Origin of the sequence: Pantoea eucrina, from assembly GCF_001691555.1 — a bacterium.
GTDB lineage: Bacteria > Pseudomonadota > Gammaproteobacteria > Enterobacterales > Enterobacteriaceae > Pantoea > Pantoea borealis.
Map to the genome: position 1 here is coordinate 2,385,388 of NZ_MAYN01000008.1, position 19,759 is coordinate 2,405,146.

The 19,759-nt window shown below is 44.4% G+C and carries 14 protein-coding genes and 1 tRNA gene; 12 read left to right on the forward strand and 3 right to left on the reverse strand.

Features of this window, described 5'->3' with window-relative positions; translation table 11 throughout:
* Nucleotides 1-711: 711 nt before the first annotated feature.
* The 8 genes from BBA90_RS17370 to BBA90_RS17405 all read left to right on the forward strand — a co-directional run bounded on the left by BBA90_RS17370 (nt 712) and on the right by BBA90_RS17405 (nt 14,587).
* A complete protein-coding gene (locus BBA90_RS17370) occupies nt 712-1,041 on the forward strand; it encodes a contractile injection system protein, VgrG/Pvc8 family (RefSeq protein WP_065650232.1) in 330 nt (109 codons plus the stop codon).
* A 253-nt stretch (nt 1,042-1,294) separates the two neighbouring features.
* Nucleotides 1,295-1,813, forward strand: a complete 519-nt coding sequence (brxF, locus tag BBA90_RS19215) for a BREX-3 system P-loop-containing protein BrxF (RefSeq protein ID WP_139074205.1) — start codon at nt 1,295-1,297, stop codon at nt 1,811-1,813.
* The gene (locus BBA90_RS17380; protein WP_065650234.1) at nt 1,810-5,535 is read left to right on the forward strand and encodes a DUF6079 family protein; all 3,726 of its coding nucleotides are present in this window, start codon (nt 1,810-1,812) and stop codon (nt 5,533-5,535) included. The genes brxF and BBA90_RS17380 overlap by 4 nt, the downstream gene beginning before the upstream one ends.
* A 48-nt stretch (nt 5,536-5,583) precedes the next feature.
* Nucleotides 5,584-8,388: a DNA methyltransferase gene (locus tag BBA90_RS17385; protein ID WP_065650235.1), complete on the forward strand. Its 2,805-nt coding sequence runs from the start codon at nt 5,584-5,586 to the stop codon at nt 8,386-8,388.
* Nucleotides 8,389-8,394: 6 nt separating this feature from the next.
* The gene (locus BBA90_RS17390) at nt 8,395-11,193 is read left to right on the forward strand and encodes a DEAD/DEAH box helicase (protein ID WP_065650236.1); all 2,799 of its coding nucleotides are present in this window, start codon (nt 8,395-8,397) and stop codon (nt 11,191-11,193) included.
* Nucleotides 11,194-11,195: 2 nt separating this feature from the next.
* Nucleotides 11,196-13,160, forward strand: a complete 1,965-nt coding sequence (pglZ, locus tag BBA90_RS17395; RefSeq protein ID WP_065650237.1) for a BREX-3 system phosphatase PglZ — start codon at nt 11,196-11,198, stop codon at nt 13,158-13,160.
* 6 nt (nt 13,161-13,166) lie between these two features.
* Nucleotides 13,167-13,883 carry a hypothetical protein gene (locus tag BBA90_RS17400; protein WP_065650238.1) on the forward strand — a complete coding sequence of 239 codons (717 nt, stop codon included), beginning with the start codon at nt 13,167-13,169 and terminating at the stop codon, nt 13,881-13,883.
* Nucleotides 13,880-14,587 carry a hypothetical protein gene (locus tag BBA90_RS17405; protein WP_065650239.1) on the forward strand — a complete coding sequence of 236 codons (708 nt, stop codon included), beginning with the start codon at nt 13,880-13,882 and terminating at the stop codon, nt 14,585-14,587. The genes BBA90_RS17400 and BBA90_RS17405 overlap by 4 nt, the downstream gene beginning before the upstream one ends.
* Before the next feature lie 385 nt (nt 14,588-14,972).
* Here the strand turns inward: BBA90_RS17405 and BBA90_RS17410 are convergent, their stop codons facing one another.
* From BBA90_RS17410 to BBA90_RS17420, 3 genes are all read right to left on the reverse strand, one after another.
* On the reverse strand, nt 14,973-15,275 hold the full coding sequence (locus BBA90_RS17410; RefSeq protein ID WP_065650240.1) for a hypothetical protein: 303 nt from the start codon (nt 15,273-15,275) through the stop codon (nt 14,973-14,975).
* Nucleotides 15,276-15,348: 73 nt separating this feature from the next.
* Nucleotides 15,349-16,605, reverse strand: coding sequence for a tyrosine-type recombinase/integrase (locus tag BBA90_RS17415; protein WP_065650241.1), 1,257 nt, complete (start codon nt 16,603-16,605; stop codon nt 15,349-15,351).
* 199 nt (nt 16,606-16,804) lie between these two features.
* Nucleotides 16,805-16,889, reverse strand: a tRNA-Leu gene (locus BBA90_RS17420).
* Between the two features lie 230 nt (nt 16,890-17,119).
* Here BBA90_RS17420 and BBA90_RS17425 point away from each other — a divergent pair.
* The 4 genes from BBA90_RS17425 (at nt 17,120) to BBA90_RS17440 (ending at nt 19,748) form a co-directional block, all read left to right on the forward strand.
* Entirely contained in the window at nt 17,120-17,641 is a 522-nt protein-coding gene (locus BBA90_RS17425; protein WP_430914194.1) for a DUF2501 domain-containing protein, read from the forward strand.
* A gap of 149 nt (nt 17,642-17,790) precedes the next feature.
* The gene (locus tag BBA90_RS17430; protein ID WP_065650242.1) at nt 17,791-18,426 is read left to right on the forward strand and encodes a hypothetical protein; all 636 of its coding nucleotides are present in this window, start codon (nt 17,791-17,793) and stop codon (nt 18,424-18,426) included.
* A 55-nt stretch (nt 18,427-18,481) separates the two neighbouring features.
* Nucleotides 18,482-19,159, forward strand: coding sequence for a MarC family NAAT transporter (locus BBA90_RS17435; RefSeq protein ID WP_065650243.1), 678 nt, complete (start codon nt 18,482-18,484; stop codon nt 19,157-19,159).
* 310 nt (nt 19,160-19,469) lie between these two features.
* Entirely contained in the window at nt 19,470-19,748 is a 279-nt protein-coding gene (locus BBA90_RS17440; RefSeq protein ID WP_139074206.1) for a hypothetical protein, read from the forward strand.
* Nucleotides 19,749-19,759 lie beyond the last annotated feature (11 nt).

Here is a 19,759-nt window from a genome sequence, read left to right on the forward strand (position 1 = left end):
TTTCGGTTTTCTACCATCTGGAAGTTCGTAAAATATTTCTCTTACGAACTTCCGCTCCTCGCTCACAGCGGACCTTTAGCTCAGATAGCTTGTCAGTTCATAGCAGACGTCATGCCCCTCAAACCTACCTACTTCGTATTAGAAATAGTCTTCAGAACCCGATTTGACATGTGTAATAAAGAACATTTAGTTCAATACGGAAGGGGGTAGGTATTATGAATAACTTATACAAACTATAAAGTTTTCGAAAGGTGACAGAATTCATGTGCAGGCTCATCACATACTGTTTCCGTTTTGCAGAGAGCGACACCGCTGGGAAGCACCCGGTCATTTCTGTCCAGTCTACTGTGTGCTGTTTCGGTGTGTACTGTAATTACGGCGAAAAATGAACTTATACAATATCAAGAATACTGTTTTATCTGTCCGAACAATCCGACCGGAACGAATGATTATAATTTTTGCCAGCTCAGAAGGTGATCCTGTTCTTATTATCCCCGCAGGAAGATGCTTCTGAATATATCCCGTCTTTTCTGCCTGTTCTTTTCGGGATAATACCCACGCGGCCCGTCTGTCAACGAAACGGGCTTATGATCATAAATATCCTGTGCACTGAGTGCCGAAAAACACGTACTGTACCGCGATATCATAGCGCAATGACTCTTATTCTGTAGCGGTTTTAAAGGGGTATATTTCTGACCAGGCAGGTAACCCATGCTTTCATCAATAACCGGATTAAATTTCACCCTCACATCCCATCTGCCCTCGGATACCTTCGCGGTAGTGAGTTTTGAACTGATGGAAGCGTTCTCCGCGCCGTTTGCCCTGCAGGTACGGTTGGTGAGCAGTAACCCGGCGGTGGATTTTACGGCGGTGATGGACGCCCAGGCGATGCTTATGGTGACTGAAACCGGGGTGGTACAGCGCACGGTGAACGGCATTGTCACTGCTTTTGAGCAGGGAGATACCCTGATGCGAATTCAATGCTACAGTTTTCTGATGATAACCCAATCCAAGGTATCGGATTTTCAGTGCCGCTGGTGAACATTGCGAATGACGATGCCATTGATAAGTTGGTGGGAAAAATTTCGGAGCATAGAGAATGCCTCCTAGTACCTAGACTGGCCCCAAAAGAGTAGATTTTTGTTGCCCTCCTGGCGGCCAGCCCACTATCCAATCCTTAAAACGAATGGAAGAAGTAGTACCTATGACCATCAGTGTGCTCTGTTTCTATTGAGACAAGCACCTGCTAACTCGCTAGAATATGCCCATCAGTTCACGTTAAAACTTCAGATAAATGATTGGTCAAAACATCCATACTACAATCGTATCCTCGACTTACGATCTGCTTAAGGAAACCGACTCAGCCCTTTTGAGATTGTGTGACCGGGCTAGCTCGCTGGTGCTAATCGTAAACTCAACTGAACAAGGCATATTGCCTTGTTATCTGTCAGAAGAGATAACGTTGCTCGAGCTATCTGAAGAGCTATGTGAACACTTGCTACCGCTATCACGTGGTGATCGATCCCGTAAGGCACCAGATATCCTCACTCAAATGTTAAATTGCATAGCGTCTGAAGTAGTATGGATTGACAGGATTCAAGCTCTATTTGAACCATCTCTGGAGCTAGATCCTTTGCGCCAGCTACAAGAGCTGGCGCGTATCAAGCCTATCATCGCTATCTGGCCTGGGCAGATTACAGAACAATTTTTAACCTTTTCAGTTCCGGGAAGGGCCGATTATCAATCTTACACAGCGAATGAACTGGCAAATCTGCCCATCATTCACTTTGTTGAGCAGAGGGAATATAAATGAAAAAGTACGGAGAGCTCATTCAATTTGAGCCCGTCACAACTATCATCAAACTCAAGGAGTCTGCTGAACAGCACAAAGCTCAGCAGTTGGTGGCGTCTTATGTTATCTCGGACAAGATGGCACTAAAACTGGCTGACATCATCATTCCACAGTTGCAGTTTGAAGAATCAGTTGATAACAAATCTCTCTGGGTTGTCGGTAACTACGGCTCAGGTAAATCACACCTAATGTCAGTGATCTCGGCAGTTGCTGAGTTTCCAGAACTTGCAAAATGTATTACTAACGACAAGGTTCGCCACGCTGCAGGCAAAATTGCCGGAAAATTTAAAGTCATTCGCTTTGAGGTCGGGGCTAGCAAAAAAGCCTTTGCTGATATCGTCACAGACAACCTGACATCCAGCTTGGCGGAAATGGGGATTGATTATCAATTCCCCTCTATGGATGAAATCTCATCCAATCACAAACCCTACTTTGAAGAGATGATGGCGCTATTTCATCAACGCTATCCAGATCAAGGTTTGCTTTTGATTTGTGATGAAATCCTCGACTACCTGCGCTCACGGAACCAGCAACAACTACCATTGGATATGGCGATGATGCGCGTCATGGGAGAAGTAATTGATGGCACACGCTTCCGGTTTATTTGTGGTGTTCAGGAAGCCATTTTCGACAGCACTCAATTAGCTTTTGCTACGCAGGAAGTCAAACGCATTCGTGACCGTGCAGAGCAGGTATTGATCACACGTGACGATATCAAATATGTGGTCGCTGAACGTTTGCTCAAAAAAGATGCCCAGCAACTGCACTGGATCCGTGAGTATCTGCAACAATTCACGTCTTGTTTTGATCGCATGAATGAAAGACTCGACGAATTTGTTCGGATGTTCCCTGTTCATCCTGACTACATCAATACTTTCGAGCGAGTTCATGGTGCAGGCATCGAACAACGACAGGTATTGCGTAGCCTCTCGCGGCAGATGCAAGCTTTAATGGAGCAACAAGTCCCCCTGGATAAGCCGGGAGTATTCTCTTATGACACCTACTGGGATGAACTCAGAAGTGATCCCAGCGCCAAAACCAATCCTGATGTAGGTCAGGTCATTGATGTCGGTGAAACCCTGTTTACTCGTATTGATCAAGCCTATCCAACCGCAACTGAAATAGACTTTGCCAAACGCCTTGTAGCCGGTTTGGCAATCCATCGTTTGACTGTTGGTGATGTTTATAACGAGATGGGAGCAACAGCTGCCGAGCTACGTGACTCACTCTGCCTCTATCTGCCTGGTATTGAGCAACTGCCCGGAGAAAAGAGTAAAAATCTAGAAACTCAGATCGTTGCTGTACTGACTAAGATTCGAAAAACCGTTAATGGCCAGTTCTTTTCAAAGAACAAGGCAAACGATCAGTTCTTTTTGGATTTGAAAAAGAATGAAGATTTTGATGCTTACATCGAAAACAAGATTCCCTTGCTTACGGATGATAGTCGTAACGGTGCCTATCGTGAAGCTATGCTGCAGATCCTGGAAGAAACTGATATGCAGCAACCCAATATTCAGATGTGGCGGCACGAACTGAAATGGTTGGATCGCAATGTTAACCGTCCAGGATGGATGTTCTTAGGCTCGCCTAATGAACGAGAAACAGCCAAGCCGCCGCTCGATTATTACATGTACTTCATACAGCCATATAACCCGCCAAAACAGAAAAAAGAGCACATCCGCAGCGATGAAGTGCTATTTATTCTGCAAAATGCTGACGGCGATTTTGATCGCAGCCTAAACTACTATGCAGCCGCTATCGATTTACATGCTTCTGCTACAGGTAACGCCAAGAATGTCTACAAACTTAAGGCGGATGGTTATCTGAGAGAGATGCAGAGTTGGCTAAAAAGTCATTTCAAAGATGCCTACATTGCCCAATACATTGGGCAAAGCAAGCCGATGATGGACTGGCTCAAAGGTACATCTGTCCGCAACATTTCTGGGCTCGGCGATAGCCAAATTGGCAGCCTCAAGGATATTTTTGAATCCGTTGCCAGCCATATCTTGGCTAATCACTTTGTTTCGTTGGCACCCGAGTATCCCACTTTTAGTCAGTGGATCACTTATGAAAACATCGAAAGTGCCGCCAAAGATGCGTTAAGTGTTGTCTCTGGTGGAGCTGCGACCAAGCGAGCCAATGCCGTCCTTGACGCACTTGAATTACTGGATAGCGATAAAATTTCCCCGCTACAATCACGCTATGCCCAAGCTGTTTTAGCTGTTTTGCAAAGCAAGCCACAGGGCCAGGTGGCCAATCAGGCAGAACTGCTGGAGGCAATCAATTCCCGACTCTATTTTAAGCCAGAAAGCTTCCGACTAGAGCCGGAATGGCTGTTAGTCCTGATCGCCTGTTTGGTTTATAGCGGCGAGCTTGAATTAGTAGTGGTCGGCCATACCCTGACTGCCAGTGATGCCGTCAAATTCAAATCCGTTCCATTTGATGTACTGAAAGACTTTAAACATATCCAATCGCCCAAGGATTTTAATGTTACCGCATTAAAAGCCCTACTCACTTTGTTGGACATGAATGACGGTTTAGCTACCACGATCCAGCAAGGTGACGAGAGCATCGTACGTGAAATGTTAAAGCGTACAGAATTACTGGTTAACGAACTAGTCAAGGGGCAGCAGAGCGTCAAAGAACGTTTGCCGTTATGGGGACAATTAGTTCTGGAAGAAAGTGAAGAACAAACGCTGTCAACACAACTAGATGAGCTTAAAAACTTTTTGGAAACAATCCAACGCTATGACAAACCAGGTAAGCTGAAAAACCTCAAGGTGACGGCTTCAGAAATTGCCTGTTTCCAGCAAATACTTCACGCATGGCGAAATTTTGTGCAACTCAAGGCGGCAGTTAACGATCTGACCCCATTATGTACTTACCTCAAAGAGGCTCAGTTGGTACTGCCAGAGCAGCACATATGGCAAGAACAAGTGAAATTGGCTCGTGATGGGCTAAGACAAGGTTTTGCGGATCCATCATTACGATGTGATGAGAACTTCAAAGCAACGCAGATCGCTATTCTGTCTGGGCTAAAAACAGATTATGCGAAGTACTATATTGAACTCTATATTCGGGCTCGTCTCGACAGCAGTGAAGAGAAAACTAAATCCAAACTTCTAAGCGACGATCGTCTTGCAGAATTGGATATTTTGAGTGGCATCACCTTGCTCCCTGCCCAACAGTTAGTTGATTGGCGTAAAGAGGCAGCACAATTACAAGCGGCTAAGCCCATTGATCCCAAACAACTGGCGATGAATGCCAATCCGGTAGAATTCAATGCTCGTCAAGAAAGCAGCAAGGCTCCGGCCAGTGAGCAATTAAAAAATCTGGAACAACGATTAGACAGTTTACAAAGCGATTGGCTTAGTAATCTGAATAGCCTGCTCGATGATCCGTTTATTAACCTCGAGCTGCTCAAACCCAATCAAACACAGTTAATTCGCGATTTTATTCAGAACGGTCAGCTCCCTGAGTCACTTGATGCAACCTTTATACAAGCGGTAAACCAAGTACTAGCAGGGTTAGAAGAGTTAAGAATTAACTCGGTCGAACTTATTAATGCCTTGGGAAAAGGCCTTCCCCTGAGCCGTGACGAAGTAGCTGAGCGCTTTAATCGGCTGCTCGACAAGCTTTGTCAGGGTAAGGACATCAATAAAGTTCGTATCATTATCGATTAATATAGACTTGCGGGTAGAACATAGTTCATATCCGCCATAGGAAGCATTATGCAACAAGACAGCTTATTCTCCAACGAGAACTCATTACAGGAACAAAAAGTAGGTCAAGTGACCTGCTTGGGAAAGACTTTCGATAACGATCAAGCTCGTCGAGAATATTTTTTGGCTTTGCTAGCGGAAAAACTTAAAGACCCAGAATTTCGCAAAATAGAAGGATTTCCCATCGGTAGTGATGAGAACATTTTGAACCTAAGTGATCCACCTTTTTACACGGCCTGCCCTAACCCATGGATAGAGGATATTGTTGCAGAATGGGAATCAAAAAGCCTATTTAGAGAAGAAAAATATCATAGGGAGCCATTTGTCGCAGATGTTAGCGAAGGTAAGCAAGAGCCTATTTACAATGCCCATACTTATCATACTAAAGTCCCCCATAAAGCAATAATGAGATATTTTCTTCATTATACTGAACCTGGTGATATTGTCCTCGATGGGTTTAGCGGCTCAGGCATGGCCGGGGTGGCAGCACAGATGTGCGCCAGTCAAGAAGAAATTAGAAAACTAGGCTACATCGTCGATACTCAAGATGGTTCGGTTAGTTCTGACGGAGTTGTTTTCAGTCATGTTGGCGCTAGAAAATGTATTTTAAATGATCTTTCCCCTTCCGCCAACAATATTGCTTTTGGAAGCAACAGTCCAATTGATGTCACTCGTTTGCACAAAATTGCAAATAGCATTTTATCTTCGGTCAAGGAGAAGTATTCATGGATGTTCAAGACTATCGACCCTGAAACGGGAAATACTGTCGATGTCAAATACTATGTATGGAGTGAGGTGCTACAGTGTAATAGCTGCTCTAACGATGTTGTTTTTTCTGACAATGCATTATCCGAGGATTATTCGAAAGTTTCTGATAACTTTCAATGTAAACACTGTGGAGTGACTCTCAACAAGAAAGATTTATTACCTGTCTACGAAAAATACATTGACCAATATAGTAAAAAAATGCTTGAAAGACCAAAAAGAGTCATGACTCTAGTGTGTTTTTCAAGAAAACGAAGAAATATCATTAAAAGACCTGATGAGCACGATCTAAATATTATCAATGAAGTCATGAAGTTAAGTGAGAATATTTACTTCCCTAGTAATGAAATTCCCGACATGCAAATGATGCGAGTAGGGAGGATGAAACCATCAAAAATTAGTCAAATCAATCATTTCTATTATGAAAAAATAAGAATAATCTTATCCAATTTATGGCAAGAAGCTAACTCCATTGATGATTTTGGGATAAGAGAAGCACTATGTTATTGGCTAGATTCTCATTTCGTAAATTTATCTTTAAGGAATAGGTTTAGGCCGGGAGTTTCGTTTCCTTATAATCCAATGGCGGGGGTTTTTTATGTGCCAATGATGAGTTCGGAAGCAAATCCTTTTGTTGCATATGAAAATAAGCTAGAGAGAATACTAACAGCATTCAATTCCATCGAAAAATGCAAAGATAATTTTGTGATAAGCTGTGGTTCAGCTAGCAATCTAAAAATACGCGACAATACAATAGATTATATTTTTACAGATCCGCCATTCGGTGAGAACATTTACTATTCTGATCTAAATTTCTTCATAGAGGCATGGAGAGGTGTTTTCACGAATGTGGAAAAAGAAGCCATTATTGACCGAGTTAAAGGAAAAGACCTAATTACCTATATAAATATAATGTGTGATAGTTTTAAAGAATACTTCAGAGTATTGAAACCGGGGAAATGGATAACAGTGGAATTTTCTAATACACAGTCATCTGTTTGGAATGGAATTCAAACTGCATTATCTAATGCTGGCTTTATTGTTGCTGGTGTTTCTATACTAGACAAAATAACTAATACATTCCAAGCTGTCAACACAACAACAGCGGTAAAACAAGATCTTGTTATCTCAGCTTATAAACCAAATTCAGATTTTGAACAACGTTTCAAAGCTGAGCTTAATACTCCAGATGGTGTTTGGGATTTCATTTTCACACACTTGAATTTCTTACCTGTAATAAAGCAGCAAAATGGTGCGCTAGTTTATATTTCAGAAAGGGATCCGAGAATTCTCTATGATCAACTTGTCGCATATTACGTTAGAAGTGGCCACCCTGTGCCAATGTCTAGTATAGAGTTCCAAACGTCTATAGAACAACGGCTTGTTATACAAGATGGAATGGTATTTTTACCTGAACAATCTGTAGAATACGCCAGAAAGAAGATTTTGGCAAAAGAACTCATTCAAGCATCTTTATTTGTTAAAGATGAAGCAACAGCTATTAGTTGGTTAACTCAATTACTTAAGAGAAAACCTTCAGTTTTTTCAGATGTGAATCCACTATTTATGCAGCAACTAGGAGGATGGAGTAAAAATGAGATTGTTCTGGATCTGCGTGAACTTTTAACACAAAACTTTCTCTGCTATGACGGGCAAGACGAAGTGCCTGATCAAATTCATAGCTATCTATCCAGCAACTGGAAAGAACTTAGAAACCTGCCGAAAAACGATCCCGCATTAGTTGCCAAAGCGAAAGATCGATGGTACCTACCAGATCCAAACAAAGCTAGTGATTTAGAAAGGCTACGTGAAAAATCGTTGCTAAAAGAGTTTGAAGAGTACAGGGCCACCAAGAAAAAACTAAAAGTCTTCCGCATCGAAGCAGTGCGGGCTGGCTTTAAGATGTTATGGGAACGACAGGAGTATCCTGCTTTAATCGCCGTAGCCGATAAATTACCAAGCAGCATATTGGAAGAAGATCCAGTGTTATTGATGTATTTCGACCAAGCGGTTACCTTGAGTCAAGTCGATACCGATGACGAGTGGTGATAAACAATGTGGCAGGTAGGTGACTGGGCCTGGAGTCAGGCCCATCAACAATATGTCAAAGTGATTGAATCTGCTGGCCTCTGGGGCCAGCAGCATTACCGTGTCTGGTTACAGCAACAAGATGTAGTACTCAAGGTATTAGACACCGATCTCTACAACCAACCGGTACAGACAATCGTGACGGCTGATACGTTATGCTACTTGGCCACTGCAGCCAAAATTGCCAACGTCCAGCAGGAAGATACTTTACTGGCACCAATAGAATCGAATGTCATTCCTTTGCCGCACCAGCTGAAGGCGCTCACCAAGGCAATGAGCCAAAAACAGGTGCGCTATCTGTTTGCTGATGAAGTAGGTCTGGGCAAAACCATCGAGGCTGGACTGGTCATGCGTGAATTGAAGTTGCGCGGACTGGCAAAGCGAATACTAGTTTGCGCACCTAAAGGGTTGGTTAGTCAGTGGGTAAGTGAAATGCAGACCCACTTCAACGAGTCATTCCAATTGATGCTGCCCGGTGAACAAAAACCGCAGAATGAACATGACAATATCTGGTCACGTTATGATCAAGTTGTCTGCCCTGTCGACAGTATCAAGCCCATTGAAAGCCGCAAAGGATGGCCACTCAAACAACTTAATGAGTACAACAAGCTTCGTTTTGATGACCTGTTGGCTGCGGGTTGGGACCTTATCATCATTGATGAAGCCCATCGTCTCGGCGGTAGCACCGACCAGGTCGCCCGTTACAAGCTAGGCCAAGGTTTGGCCGAAGCAGCTCCCTATTTATTGTTATTATCCGCTACACCACATCAAGGCAAAAGTGATGCTTTCCACCGTTTGATGGCCCTGCTCGATGCCGAAGCCTTTCCAGATGTAAGCTCGGTCTCACAGGAGCGGGTCCAGCCATTTGTGGTGCGTACTGAAAAACGGATCGCCATCGATGGCGAAGGTAAGCCACTTTTTTGTCCTCGGCAAACAGAAATGGTTGCCGTTGCCTGGCAAGCCCGGCATGAATTACAGCGTCACCTCTATGAAGAGGTGACTGAGTACATTAAAGAAGGCTACAACCAAGCCCAAGCCAAACAACAAAATGCTATTGGCTTTTTGATGATATTAATGCAGCGTTTGGTGAGTTCTAGTAGTGCGGCCATCTCACGAACCCTCGCCCGTCGGCTAAAAGTACTAGAAAATAAGCGGGTAGAAGAAGAATTACCTTTGGCGTTTGCCGATGAGTGGGTGGATCTGGATGGTCAAACCCAGCTGGACGAATTATTAGCTCAGTGCCAAACATCGTTGGAGAATGAAAAAAACGAAGTGCGCCGTTTGCTAGCGTTAGCGGAGCAATGTGTAAGTGCCGAAAATGATGCCAAAGCCGAAGCCTTACTCGATTGGCTCTACCGCCTACAGCAAGAAGAGGGAGATCCATACCTGAAGATGCTGGTGTTCACAGAGTTTGTGCCGACCCAAGAAATGTTGGCGCAGTTCTTAGTTGAACGAGGTATCAGTGTCGTTAGTCTCAACGGCTCAATGGATCTGTCAGAGCGTAAAAAGGTACAAGCTGCCTTCGCCAGTGATACTCGCATTCTGATTTCAACCGATGCCGGTGGAGAAGGTCTAAACCTTCAGTTCTGCCATGTGATTGTTAATTACGATATGCCCTGGAATCCGATGCGCATGGAACAACGTATTGGCCGCGTCGATCGTATCGGCCAACAGCATATCGTTCGCGCACTGAACTTTGTGCTCGAAGATACCGTTGAGCACAGAGTTCGCGAAATTCTCGAAGCGAAGTTACAAATTATCCTCGAAGAGTTTGGCGTTGATAAGACCAGCGATGTATTGGATTCCTCTGCTGCTAATCATCTGTTTGATGAGTTGTTTATCACATCGATCACTGATCCTGCTTTAATGGATCAGGAGTTAGCTAAAGCCCTAGCCACCTTAAGAGACGGTGCAGTGGACAAGCGGCAACAGGATGCACTGTTTGGTGGCGGAGATCCCTTATCTGCTGAGGACTATCGCCAAGCCTTGAACCATCCATTACCCTATTGGGTACAGAGCATGGTCGCTAGTTACTTGCGCTGGCAACGTAGTATGCAGCATCCAGCTGATTTTACTGACGAAATTGATGGGAGTCATACTCTAACTTGGCCAGATGGTGCAACATGGAGTGGAATAACCTTTATTGGGAAAATCGCCCAGCAACAGCCAAGTTTCACGCACCTAACGCTCGAAAACCCCAAGATAAAAGGGCTGTGTAGTCAATTACCTGTTTGGAGTCAAGCACAACCCATCCCCAGTGTTGCTGTTAAGTCACTACCAGCCGGAGCGAATGGTTATTGGGCATTATGGAGTATCCGCCTTGTGGCTGGCCATGAGCGACGCTGCCAATATATGCCAGTCTATATCAAGCCCAACGGTCAATATTACGCAACAGCATCCCAAAGAGTCTGGGATGCTGTCTGTAGTAAAGAATTTGATATTTTACCTCAAGACTTAGCAGTCGATTCTTTTTTACATCAGTCGATCTATGCTCTTATGCATAAGGCGGCACAAGAGGAAGGAAAAGCTATCTTCGAAAGCATGTTGACAGCTAATCAGACCGATTTAGATAACCAGGTTGAAAAAGGTGAATACTCATTTAATGCAAGAAAAAAAGCAATAGAACGAGTTGGATTACCAGAGGTTCGCCAATTTCGCTTGCGTCAATTAAGTAGTGAATATGCTCTGTGGCTCCAGGATATAGATAAAAAACGCAGGGTGATTCCTGACATGGTTTTACACACCATTATTGAAATTAAAGGATGAATATGACTTGGCAGGATGACGTTATTCATAAAGTAAATTTGGATGGGGATTTTGTATACATCATAAACGATCCAGATGGACTACTATATGAGCCTGTTATAGCAACCTCACTTCAAGAAAAAAATGCGTTCATTTTTGATGATGATGACCCATTAGCATTACGTCTGGCCTATGAAACATGGCGTAGTGATGAGAATAAAATATCTTTCCTTATTCGACTGGCGGCAGAGAGTGATATTTTTATACCTCATGATATCCATCGTGAGTCAAAAGAGATTGATTTTCATCTATCAGAATTTTTCCAGGATATTGATTCAGATATACTAAGATTACTACCAGCTGAGTTTTATCAGTCAGTCATGGATGCACTGAAGTCATTTGCACCAGGTAGGCTTAGCCCACAATCCAGTCTAGATTTCTTATTGCGCCATATATATAGAATTGCACCTGAGATAATCCAATCCAGTACGGACCTCGTTAGGTTATTGATTAGAAAGCATTATATTGGTATTGAAATGCCAATGCCAATTGAAACGAGACTAATTCATCTACTGAGTTTAGTGCCGAGTTTTGGTTTATGGAATGTCAATCAGCTTATTTCCAATAAATCTTATTTTTTTGATTTCCTTCAAAAACAATGGGAAATATACTTACAAGATGAAGAAAAGAGTTCTATCTCCTTTGCACCTCGACCAAATACTCAGCTAATTGTTCCCTTTGCTGATGGTGACGTTCGCATTTTTATTGATAATCTTTTTGCTGAAGGCATTATAAAACCAGTAGCGATAAAAAACTTACCTCCTGAACACTGGGCATCATTTGCTGTATTAAAAGAACCAAAACTAACAGAAAAAGAACGAATACTACACCTACTTAATAATGCAAAAAAAACATTCAACCAATACTCAGATGAAAGTGCAAATGCAGATTTCTGGCTTGAGCAGTCACGTTCTCTTGGTATCATGAATGCCATTTTTTATCAAAATAAAAAATTGCCTGCAGTTGAAGTTTTGTTTGATGACATTAAAAATATTAACACTGATGTGGATGAATTATTTCAACGTTGGTTACTAATCAACTATGCGAAAATACAAACCATACCAACTGTTCGTTACCCATCTATGTTGCATAAAGTTCCTGACTGGATATCACGCAGGATAGATTCTGGCAATAAAATTTGTTTGCTTGTTTTAGATGGTATGGGGGCTCGCCAATGGCCATTATTACGTAAGCAATTGCAAATATGCGAAAATATTTCAATAGAAGAGCACTCTTGTTTTGCTTGGGTGCCAACGATAACATCAATTTCACGGCAAACCTTGTTCTCAGGGAAACGTCCATTTTTGTTTGGTGAATCCTTACTGACTACAAATAAAGAAGAACAACTATGGATTAATTATTGGATGGATAAAGGCTTAAGCAAACGAGAAATTAAGTATGCAAAGAAAATTGAGAACTATTCAGTCGATGAATGGCAATCACTAGTTGGGTCACTACCAGTTAAAATTGCCGGTTTAGTCATAAATTTTATCGATGAACAGATGCACGGAATGAAAATGGGAATGGCTGGACTAAATGTATTGGTTGATAGCTGGCTGGCCGAATGGAAATTCAAAGATAAAATTTCAGACCTGCTGGAGAATGGGTTTGAAATTATAATTACTTCAGACCATGGTAACCAAGAGGCTATCGGTATGGGATATATAAATGAAGGGGTAAAAGCGGAGACTCGGGGAGAACGAGTACGAATTTATAATAACCCCAGTCTGCGAGACAGCTCTGCTGCAAACTATCAAGATTCTGTGATAGTATGGCCCGGTCCTGAGATGGGCCTGCCAAAAGGGACATATCCTTTGCTAGCCTGCTCTGATAAAGCCTTTAAAAGTAAAGGGGATGTCGTTGTAGGGCATGGCGGAATCAGCCTCCATGAGGCAATAGTGCCTTTCATTATTGTTAACAAAAAGTAGTTAGTTATGATTAAAACTCCAGGTTTCTGCCGCCACATCGAGAAAGAATGGCTTGAACAAACGCTCCGCTGGGTTGCTAGCGAAGCAGATAGTGTGCAATTAAATAAAAACCTGGAAGTATTCCTTGGTACGTATATAGCGACTAAAGAAAATCGGCGCAAAGCTCGAAATTTATTAACCTCAATTTGGATGCGACCAAAAAATAAAGATGTTTTTTTTGAGACAGGCATTCAATTACATCAAGAGATAGATGCATTTTCATTACCTATTCACTGGGGAATGTTAATCGCAAAAAAACCTTTCTTTGCTGAGGTTGCTCGTTTTATCGGCCGACAAGCTAGGCTAAATGACGTATTTACCTTTTCTCAAGTATTTAGCCGAATGAGTATGTTATATGGCGAGACACAAGCAACCAGTAGAGCACTAAGTGCTGTTTTAAGGACTATGATCGAATTAGGGGTGATAGATAGAAGTAATAAACTAATATCATATTCGATCGTTCCAATTCAAGAAAAAGTTAGCAACAATATCGCAAATTGGTTAACCACCGCTGCTATGATTTCATTGAATAAAGTTAGCATTAGTCTTGATGAAGTATTAGCTGATCAAGTGTTCTTCCCATTTCAAATTGATATCAACTTGAATACACTTGATGTATCAACATTTGAATACTTGCAGCAAGGAAACTCAATAGTCGTTTTCAAAAGGAATCTTTACTCATGAAACCCATTATTGGATTCAATCGGCATTTAGAGATGGATTGGCTTGTTCAAACCGCATCCTGGTCGGCGAATGGGATTCACGGGCAGGCATTGAAAAATAAAATTGATAGTTTACTTGCCCCTAGTTTTGACAGCAAAGTAGCACAAGATAAAACTAGAAATCTTCTTTTTGGCATTTGGGATTCAGAATCGAAATCGGTGCCCAAAGCATTTCATTCCGACGCCTGCAAATTGCTCATTGAACACAGTGAAATAAATATAGCTATTCATTGGGGAATGATGCTTGTTAAATACCCCTTCTTTTATAATATCGTAATACAAATTGGTAGAATGACCAAGCACGAAGGTCTGTTCATTTACAATCAATTAGAGCAACGCATTACTGAAAGCTATGGGGATACTTCAACTATCAAGCGTTGTATGCAATTTGTTGTTCGAACCCTAATAAATCTAGAATTGTTATCTAACCCTAAATCAGGCACATACCAGTTGCGAAAATCAATTGCGATTAATCACGATAACGTTATCGCTTGGCTGACTGAGGTATCAGTCAGAGCTCAAGGAAACTCTAGCAAAAGTATGTCTGCTATTATTAATGACCCAGCTTGGTTCCCCTTCGATATAAACTTTAATGAAAACAGATTATCGTCTAATATACGACTAGATGTTCATCACCAGGCTAATGATGCCATTATTTTCCTATGATGATAATTTTGTTAAATTTTAACATCACTTCTATCACATGCTTGGTTAGTATAACTTTAGGAAACTAACCCAGCATATGCAACCAGATAAAAATAGAACGCTCATTTTTGAAATAATGAGCCCCCCAATAAATAAACCACTATAAACATTTAATTAAAACAACAATTCACCTCTGACACAACTTAGATTTCGCTTTATCATTCACAATAAATCATGACTGAAAAAAGATGATTCATTTATATAAACCTTAATAAGAATTCAATGTAAGGCATAACAATTTTTAATTAATACACATTAGTTATTAAAACCAAAAAAAATATACTATAGGCACATAAAACATGCGACATTTTAGATTGCAATAATGGGGACGGTTAACCGTCCTTTTTTACAACCAATGTTTTGGAATGGATAATTCAAATGTACGAGCAACATAGTCGAGCGTTTTAATGTATTCATTATGCTTCGCTACATCAATAGGTTGCCCTGCTTTACGTAGTTCCAACATTTGCTGCAGCTCAGGAAGGTTAAACATTCCTAGTTTATAGAAACTCCCCCATGATGGCGTACCAAAGAGATTATAAATAACGATTGTGTTATCGCGCTCGCTTGCTAATCTCTTCTTTCCAGATATTTTAGTTAATGCATTTTCTGCTTCATCTTTATCTTCGTATGTATTAAGAAGCTTCATCTTTTTAGCCCATAAAAATTAATGTTCAAATTCAATTAATTGTTTCCGGGTAGCGGTTGCTACCCGGAAACAATTACTTATTTACTTTAGCAAAATCAAACGGACTAACCCCCTTATCCCGATTCGCATCCAGATAATCCGCCCACCACTGCACCATCAGCCTACGCTCCCCCAAGTGTTCAGCCTTATGAATATAAGCAGCACGCACAGAGTTACGCTCCTGATGACTCATCTGCCGCTCTACCGCATCTTTCGACCACAACCCCGATTCAATCAATGAACTACATGCCATGGTTCTAAAGCCATGCCCGCAAACCTCTACTTTCGTATCGTAGCCCATCACCCGGAGTGCTTTATTAACCGTGTTCTCACTCATCGGTTTACGCGGATCGTGATCACCAACGAAAATCAGCTCTCGGTTTCCACTTATGCTTTTGATCTTTTCCAGAATGGTCAGAGCCTGACGTGATAAAGGAACAAGATGAGGAGTACGCATCTTTGATCCTCGATGTGAATGCTTCACACCTTTCAATGGCTCACGTTCTCCCGGAATCGTCCACATTGCAGTGTCAAAATCGACTTCTGACCAGCGTGCAAAACGCAGTTCACTAGATCGAATGAAAACCAACAACGTTAGCTCCACAGCTAAGCGTGTTAGTGGTCTGCCGGTATATGAGTCGAGACGATGAAGTAGTTCAGGAATACGATTAAGTTCTAGCGCAGCACGATGTTGCCGTTTAGCTGTGGCGACGGCTCCAGCGATCTCTTGGGCAGGGTTGTAATCGATTAAACCACTTTGCACGGCAAATCGCATAATTGCTGTAGTTCGTTGCTGTAAACGCGCCGCCACCTCAAGACGTCCAGACATCTCTACGGCCTTGATGGGTATAAGTAACTCTCTGGTTTTTAATTCAGTTATATTCCGCTTACCAATCGCATCGAATAGATTATCTTCAAGACTTTTAAGAACCCGGCCACTATGTGACTCAGACCATTTTTGATTGCTTGCGTGCCAGTCTCTGGCAACAGATTCAAATGTGATGACCTCTTTAGCCTGTTCTTCTTTTACTGCACGCTTATGTTCACGAGGATCGACGCCAGCAGCAACAAGTCTCCTGGCCTCTTCCCTCTTTTGACGAGCATCAGCCAGAGATGTCTCTGGATAAACACCAAAAGCCATCAGGTGTTGTTTACCGCCAAAGCGGAAACGAAAGCGCCAGTATTTGGAGCCGTTAGGATGTATCAACAAAAACATGCCATCGCCATCGACGAGCGAGTATTCCTTTGCTTCTGGTTTTGCCGAACGCACCTTGGTATCAGTCAGGGCCATGATGGTATTCCTTCCATATGCTGCCGTGAGTATATAAGCATTATCGAACCAGCATATATACTCGGTTCTATACTCACAAGCATGTTGATGTGGGGTAACTCAGATTGACGTCAGTTGACTGATAAGCGGGGTAAAGCCTTGCGGGGACTGGATTTTAGGCATAAAAAAAGACCTCAATTGAGGTCTATTTACATACTAATGGTGCCGAAGGCCGGACTCGAACCGGCACGTATTTCTACGGTTGATTTTGAATCAACTGCGTCTACCGATTTCGCCACTCCGGCATGGATAAGGATACGGAAAACGCTGGCGATTATACCGTTACCCGTGGGGTGTGCAACCGCTATTGAGCAGTGCGTGCGCTGAGCGTTGAAAAAAACAGCGTCATCATCGCCTCTGAAACCAGAACACTCTCAATCTGCATGGCCCTGCCCGCTTCTCCGGAACTTTCTGAGATCCTGTGCCTCATATCCTGCATTATCGGCGTCTGAAAGACGGAACCATGAGGTTACACATGAGTAAATCAATGCAACGCGGCGTTTGGGCATGGGGTATGGCAGCAGCACTGGTCGCGGGCAGCGCATCGGCGGCGAGCTGGCAGGATCAGCTGAGCAGCGCTGCTTCTCAGCTCTCGCAGCAGCAAAACAGCAATACCATCACCAGCAGCAACGGCGCGCAGAGCGGCGGGCTGTCGCTCTCCACGCTGACCGGCCTGCTGAACGGCGGCGATAAAGCGGTGAGCGCCAGCAATATGACCAACGCGGCGGGCGTGATGGAGTACTGCGTGCAGCATAACGTGGTGGATAACAACGTGAAGTCGGTGAAAGAGCAGATGCTGAGCAAACTCGGCCTGAGCAGTCCGGCGGCGCAGGAGCAGAAAACCGATTATCAGCAGGGTATCGCGGGCCTGCTCAACACCGGTAACGGCCAGCAGCTTAATCTGCAGAGCCTGAGCAACTCGCCAATGGGTGAGAAGCTTAAAACCAAAGCGTGTGATGTGGTGCTGAAGCAGGGTAAAAAATATATCGGCATGTAATCAGCGCCGTGTGCCGGGGCGCTGTCCCGGCCTTATCGTGCTGATGAATGAGATTTTTTATGGCCGGATGCGTACGCTGCTGGCCTCCCCATGTTTTTCCGGGCGTCCTGACGCTATAGTGAGATTTTGCAGCAAACAGGACAGCGCGCATGAAAGGCATCAACATAGCGATTTACTTCGATCCCGATCTGATTCGACTCTGCGTACATGAGCAGGATGACAGCTACCTCAACCAGACTTTTCAGTATGACGACAGCGTCATTGAAGAGATTTATCAGTGGCTGGAACAGTACACGCCAAAGCGCACCCATATCTGTCTGATTGAGCACGACACCGCCGATATCCTCGCCGATGAGCTGACCGATAACGGCTATCACGTTCATCAGGTGAGCCAGCATGACCTGCTGAGCTGGTTCGCCAGCGAGCCGCCTGCTACGCCGGATGGATCGCCGGTGCGCGCCCTGCTGCGCTATCTCGAGAGCGAACGCCCGGCGGAGTATGAGTCGCGCACGCCGCAGATCGAAGCGCTGATGGATCTGCTGGATGAGCTCGATGCGCTGGAGGGCGTGGATGAGGTTGAGGATGAAGATGGCCTGCCAGACAACGTGCTGCGCCTGATGAAACAGAAAAAAATCAGCGCTGAAGATGCCGCGCAGCGCCTGCTGCCGGACGTTAACGAGCGCATCCGCGAACACCTTATCAGCTACCCTGAACTGATGACGCCCGAGCTGCTGGAAGATTTTTTCCCCGAGATGATCGAAGCGCTCGACACGCCCAAGCACTGAGTAATACGTCCTGTCGCAGGGCTGCGCATGCGGCCCTGCCCTGCGGAGATGCATCATGCTGGAACTCTTCAAAGCGATAGGCCTCGGGCTGGTGGTGATCCTGCCGCTGGCGAACCCTCTGACGACCGTGGCGCTGTTTTTAGGGCTGGCGGGCGAGATGAATTTTCAGGAGCGTAACCGTCAGGCCCTGCAGGCGTCGGTCTATGTGTTTCTGATCATGATGGTCGCCTGGTATGCCGGTAACGCGGTGCTGCACACGTTTGGCATCTCGATTCCCGGCCTGCGCATGGCGGGCGGGCTGATCGTCGCCTTTATCGGCTTTCGCATGCTGTTTCCGGCAAAGCCGGTCGGCCATTCGGTAGAAGCGCGCCATAAAAAAGATGAGCAGGATGCCAGCGACGATCCGCGCGAGACGGTGAATATTGCCTTTGTGCCGCTGGCGATGCCCAGCACCGCCGGTCCGGGCACCATTGCGATGATCATCAGCTCAGCCTCAACGGTGAAAGCCGGCGTCGATTTTCCCGCCTGGGTGGTGATGGTCGCCCCGGTGCTGACTTTCCTGGTCGTGGCGCTGATTTTATGGATTTCCCTGCGCAGCTCCGGCGCGATTATGAAGCTGGTGGGTAAAGGCGGCATTGAAGCGATTTCGCGCCTGATGGGTTTTCTGCTGGTCTGTATGGGTGTGCAGTTTGTGATTAACGGCGTGCTGGAAGTGGTGCGCACGTTTCATTGAGTTTTGTGCGGATATCGGCCGGGGCGCCATTAATGGCGTCATTAAATCACGTGCGGAAATCGGCCAAGGCGCCATTAATGGCGTCATTAAATCACGTGCGGATATCGGCCAGGGCGCCATTAATGGCGCCCCTACGGGGGATGGATATTATTGAATGTCGTACGAACCCCGCAGGGGCGCATTTATGCGCCCCTGGTCAAATCCAGGCGTCGTTGAATCACGTGCGGTATAGGCCAGGGCGCCATTAATGGCGCCCCTACGGGGGATGGATATTATTGAATGTCGTGCGAACCCCGTAGGGGGCGCATTTATGCGCCCCTGGTCAAATCCAGGCGTCGTTGAATGTCGTGCGGATATCGGCCAGGGCGCCATTAATGGCGTCATTAAATCACGTGCGGAAATCGGCCAGGGCGCCATTAATGGCGTCATTAAATCACGTGCGGAAATCGGCCAGGGCGCCATTAATGGCGTCATTAAATCACGTGCGGATATCGGCCAGGGCGCCATTAATGGCGCCCCTACGGGGGGATGGATATTATTGAATGTCGTACGAACCCCGCAGGGGGCGCATTTATGCGCCCCTGGCTGAGGATATTATCC

Bases quoted from the DNA above. Each gene is read 5' to 3' on its own strand.
- BBA90_RS17370 (WP_065650232.1), top strand. From the start codon at position 712: ATGCTTTCATCAATAACCGGATTAAATTTCACCCTCACATCCCATCTG.
- brxF (WP_139074205.1), top strand. From the start codon at position 1,295: ATGATTGGTCAAAACATCCATACTACAATCGTATCCTCGACTTACGAT.
- BBA90_RS17380 (WP_065650234.1), top strand. From the start codon at position 1,810: ATGAAAAAGTACGGAGAGCTCATTCAATTTGAGCCCGTCACAACTATC.
- BBA90_RS17385 (WP_065650235.1), top strand. From the start codon at position 5,584: ATGCAACAAGACAGCTTATTCTCCAACGAGAACTCATTACAGGAACAA.
- BBA90_RS17390 (WP_065650236.1), top strand. From the start codon at position 8,395: ATGTGGCAGGTAGGTGACTGGGCCTGGAGTCAGGCCCATCAACAATAT.
- pglZ (WP_065650237.1), top strand. From the start codon at position 11,196: ATGACTTGGCAGGATGACGTTATTCATAAAGTAAATTTGGATGGGGAT.
- BBA90_RS17400 (WP_065650238.1), top strand. From the start codon at position 13,167: ATGATTAAAACTCCAGGTTTCTGCCGCCACATCGAGAAAGAATGGCTT.
- BBA90_RS17405 (WP_065650239.1), top strand. From the start codon at position 13,880: ATGAAACCCATTATTGGATTCAATCGGCATTTAGAGATGGATTGGCTT.
- BBA90_RS17410 (WP_065650240.1), bottom strand. From the start codon at position 15,275: ATGAAGCTTCTTAATACATACGAAGATAAAGATGAAGCAGAAAATGCA.
- BBA90_RS17415 (WP_065650241.1), bottom strand. From the start codon at position 16,605: ATGGCCCTGACTGATACCAAGGTGCGTTCGGCAAAACCAGAAGCAAAG.
- BBA90_RS17425 (WP_430914194.1), top strand. From the start codon at position 17,120: ATGAGTAAATCAATGCAACGCGGCGTTTGGGCATGGGGTATGGCAGCA.
- BBA90_RS17430 (WP_065650242.1), top strand. From the start codon at position 17,791: ATGAAAGGCATCAACATAGCGATTTACTTCGATCCCGATCTGATTCGA.
- BBA90_RS17435 (WP_065650243.1), top strand. From the start codon at position 18,482: ATGCTGGAACTCTTCAAAGCGATAGGCCTCGGGCTGGTGGTGATCCTG.
- BBA90_RS17440 (WP_139074206.1), top strand. From the start codon at position 19,470: ATGCGCCCCTGGTCAAATCCAGGCGTCGTTGAATGTCGTGCGGATATC.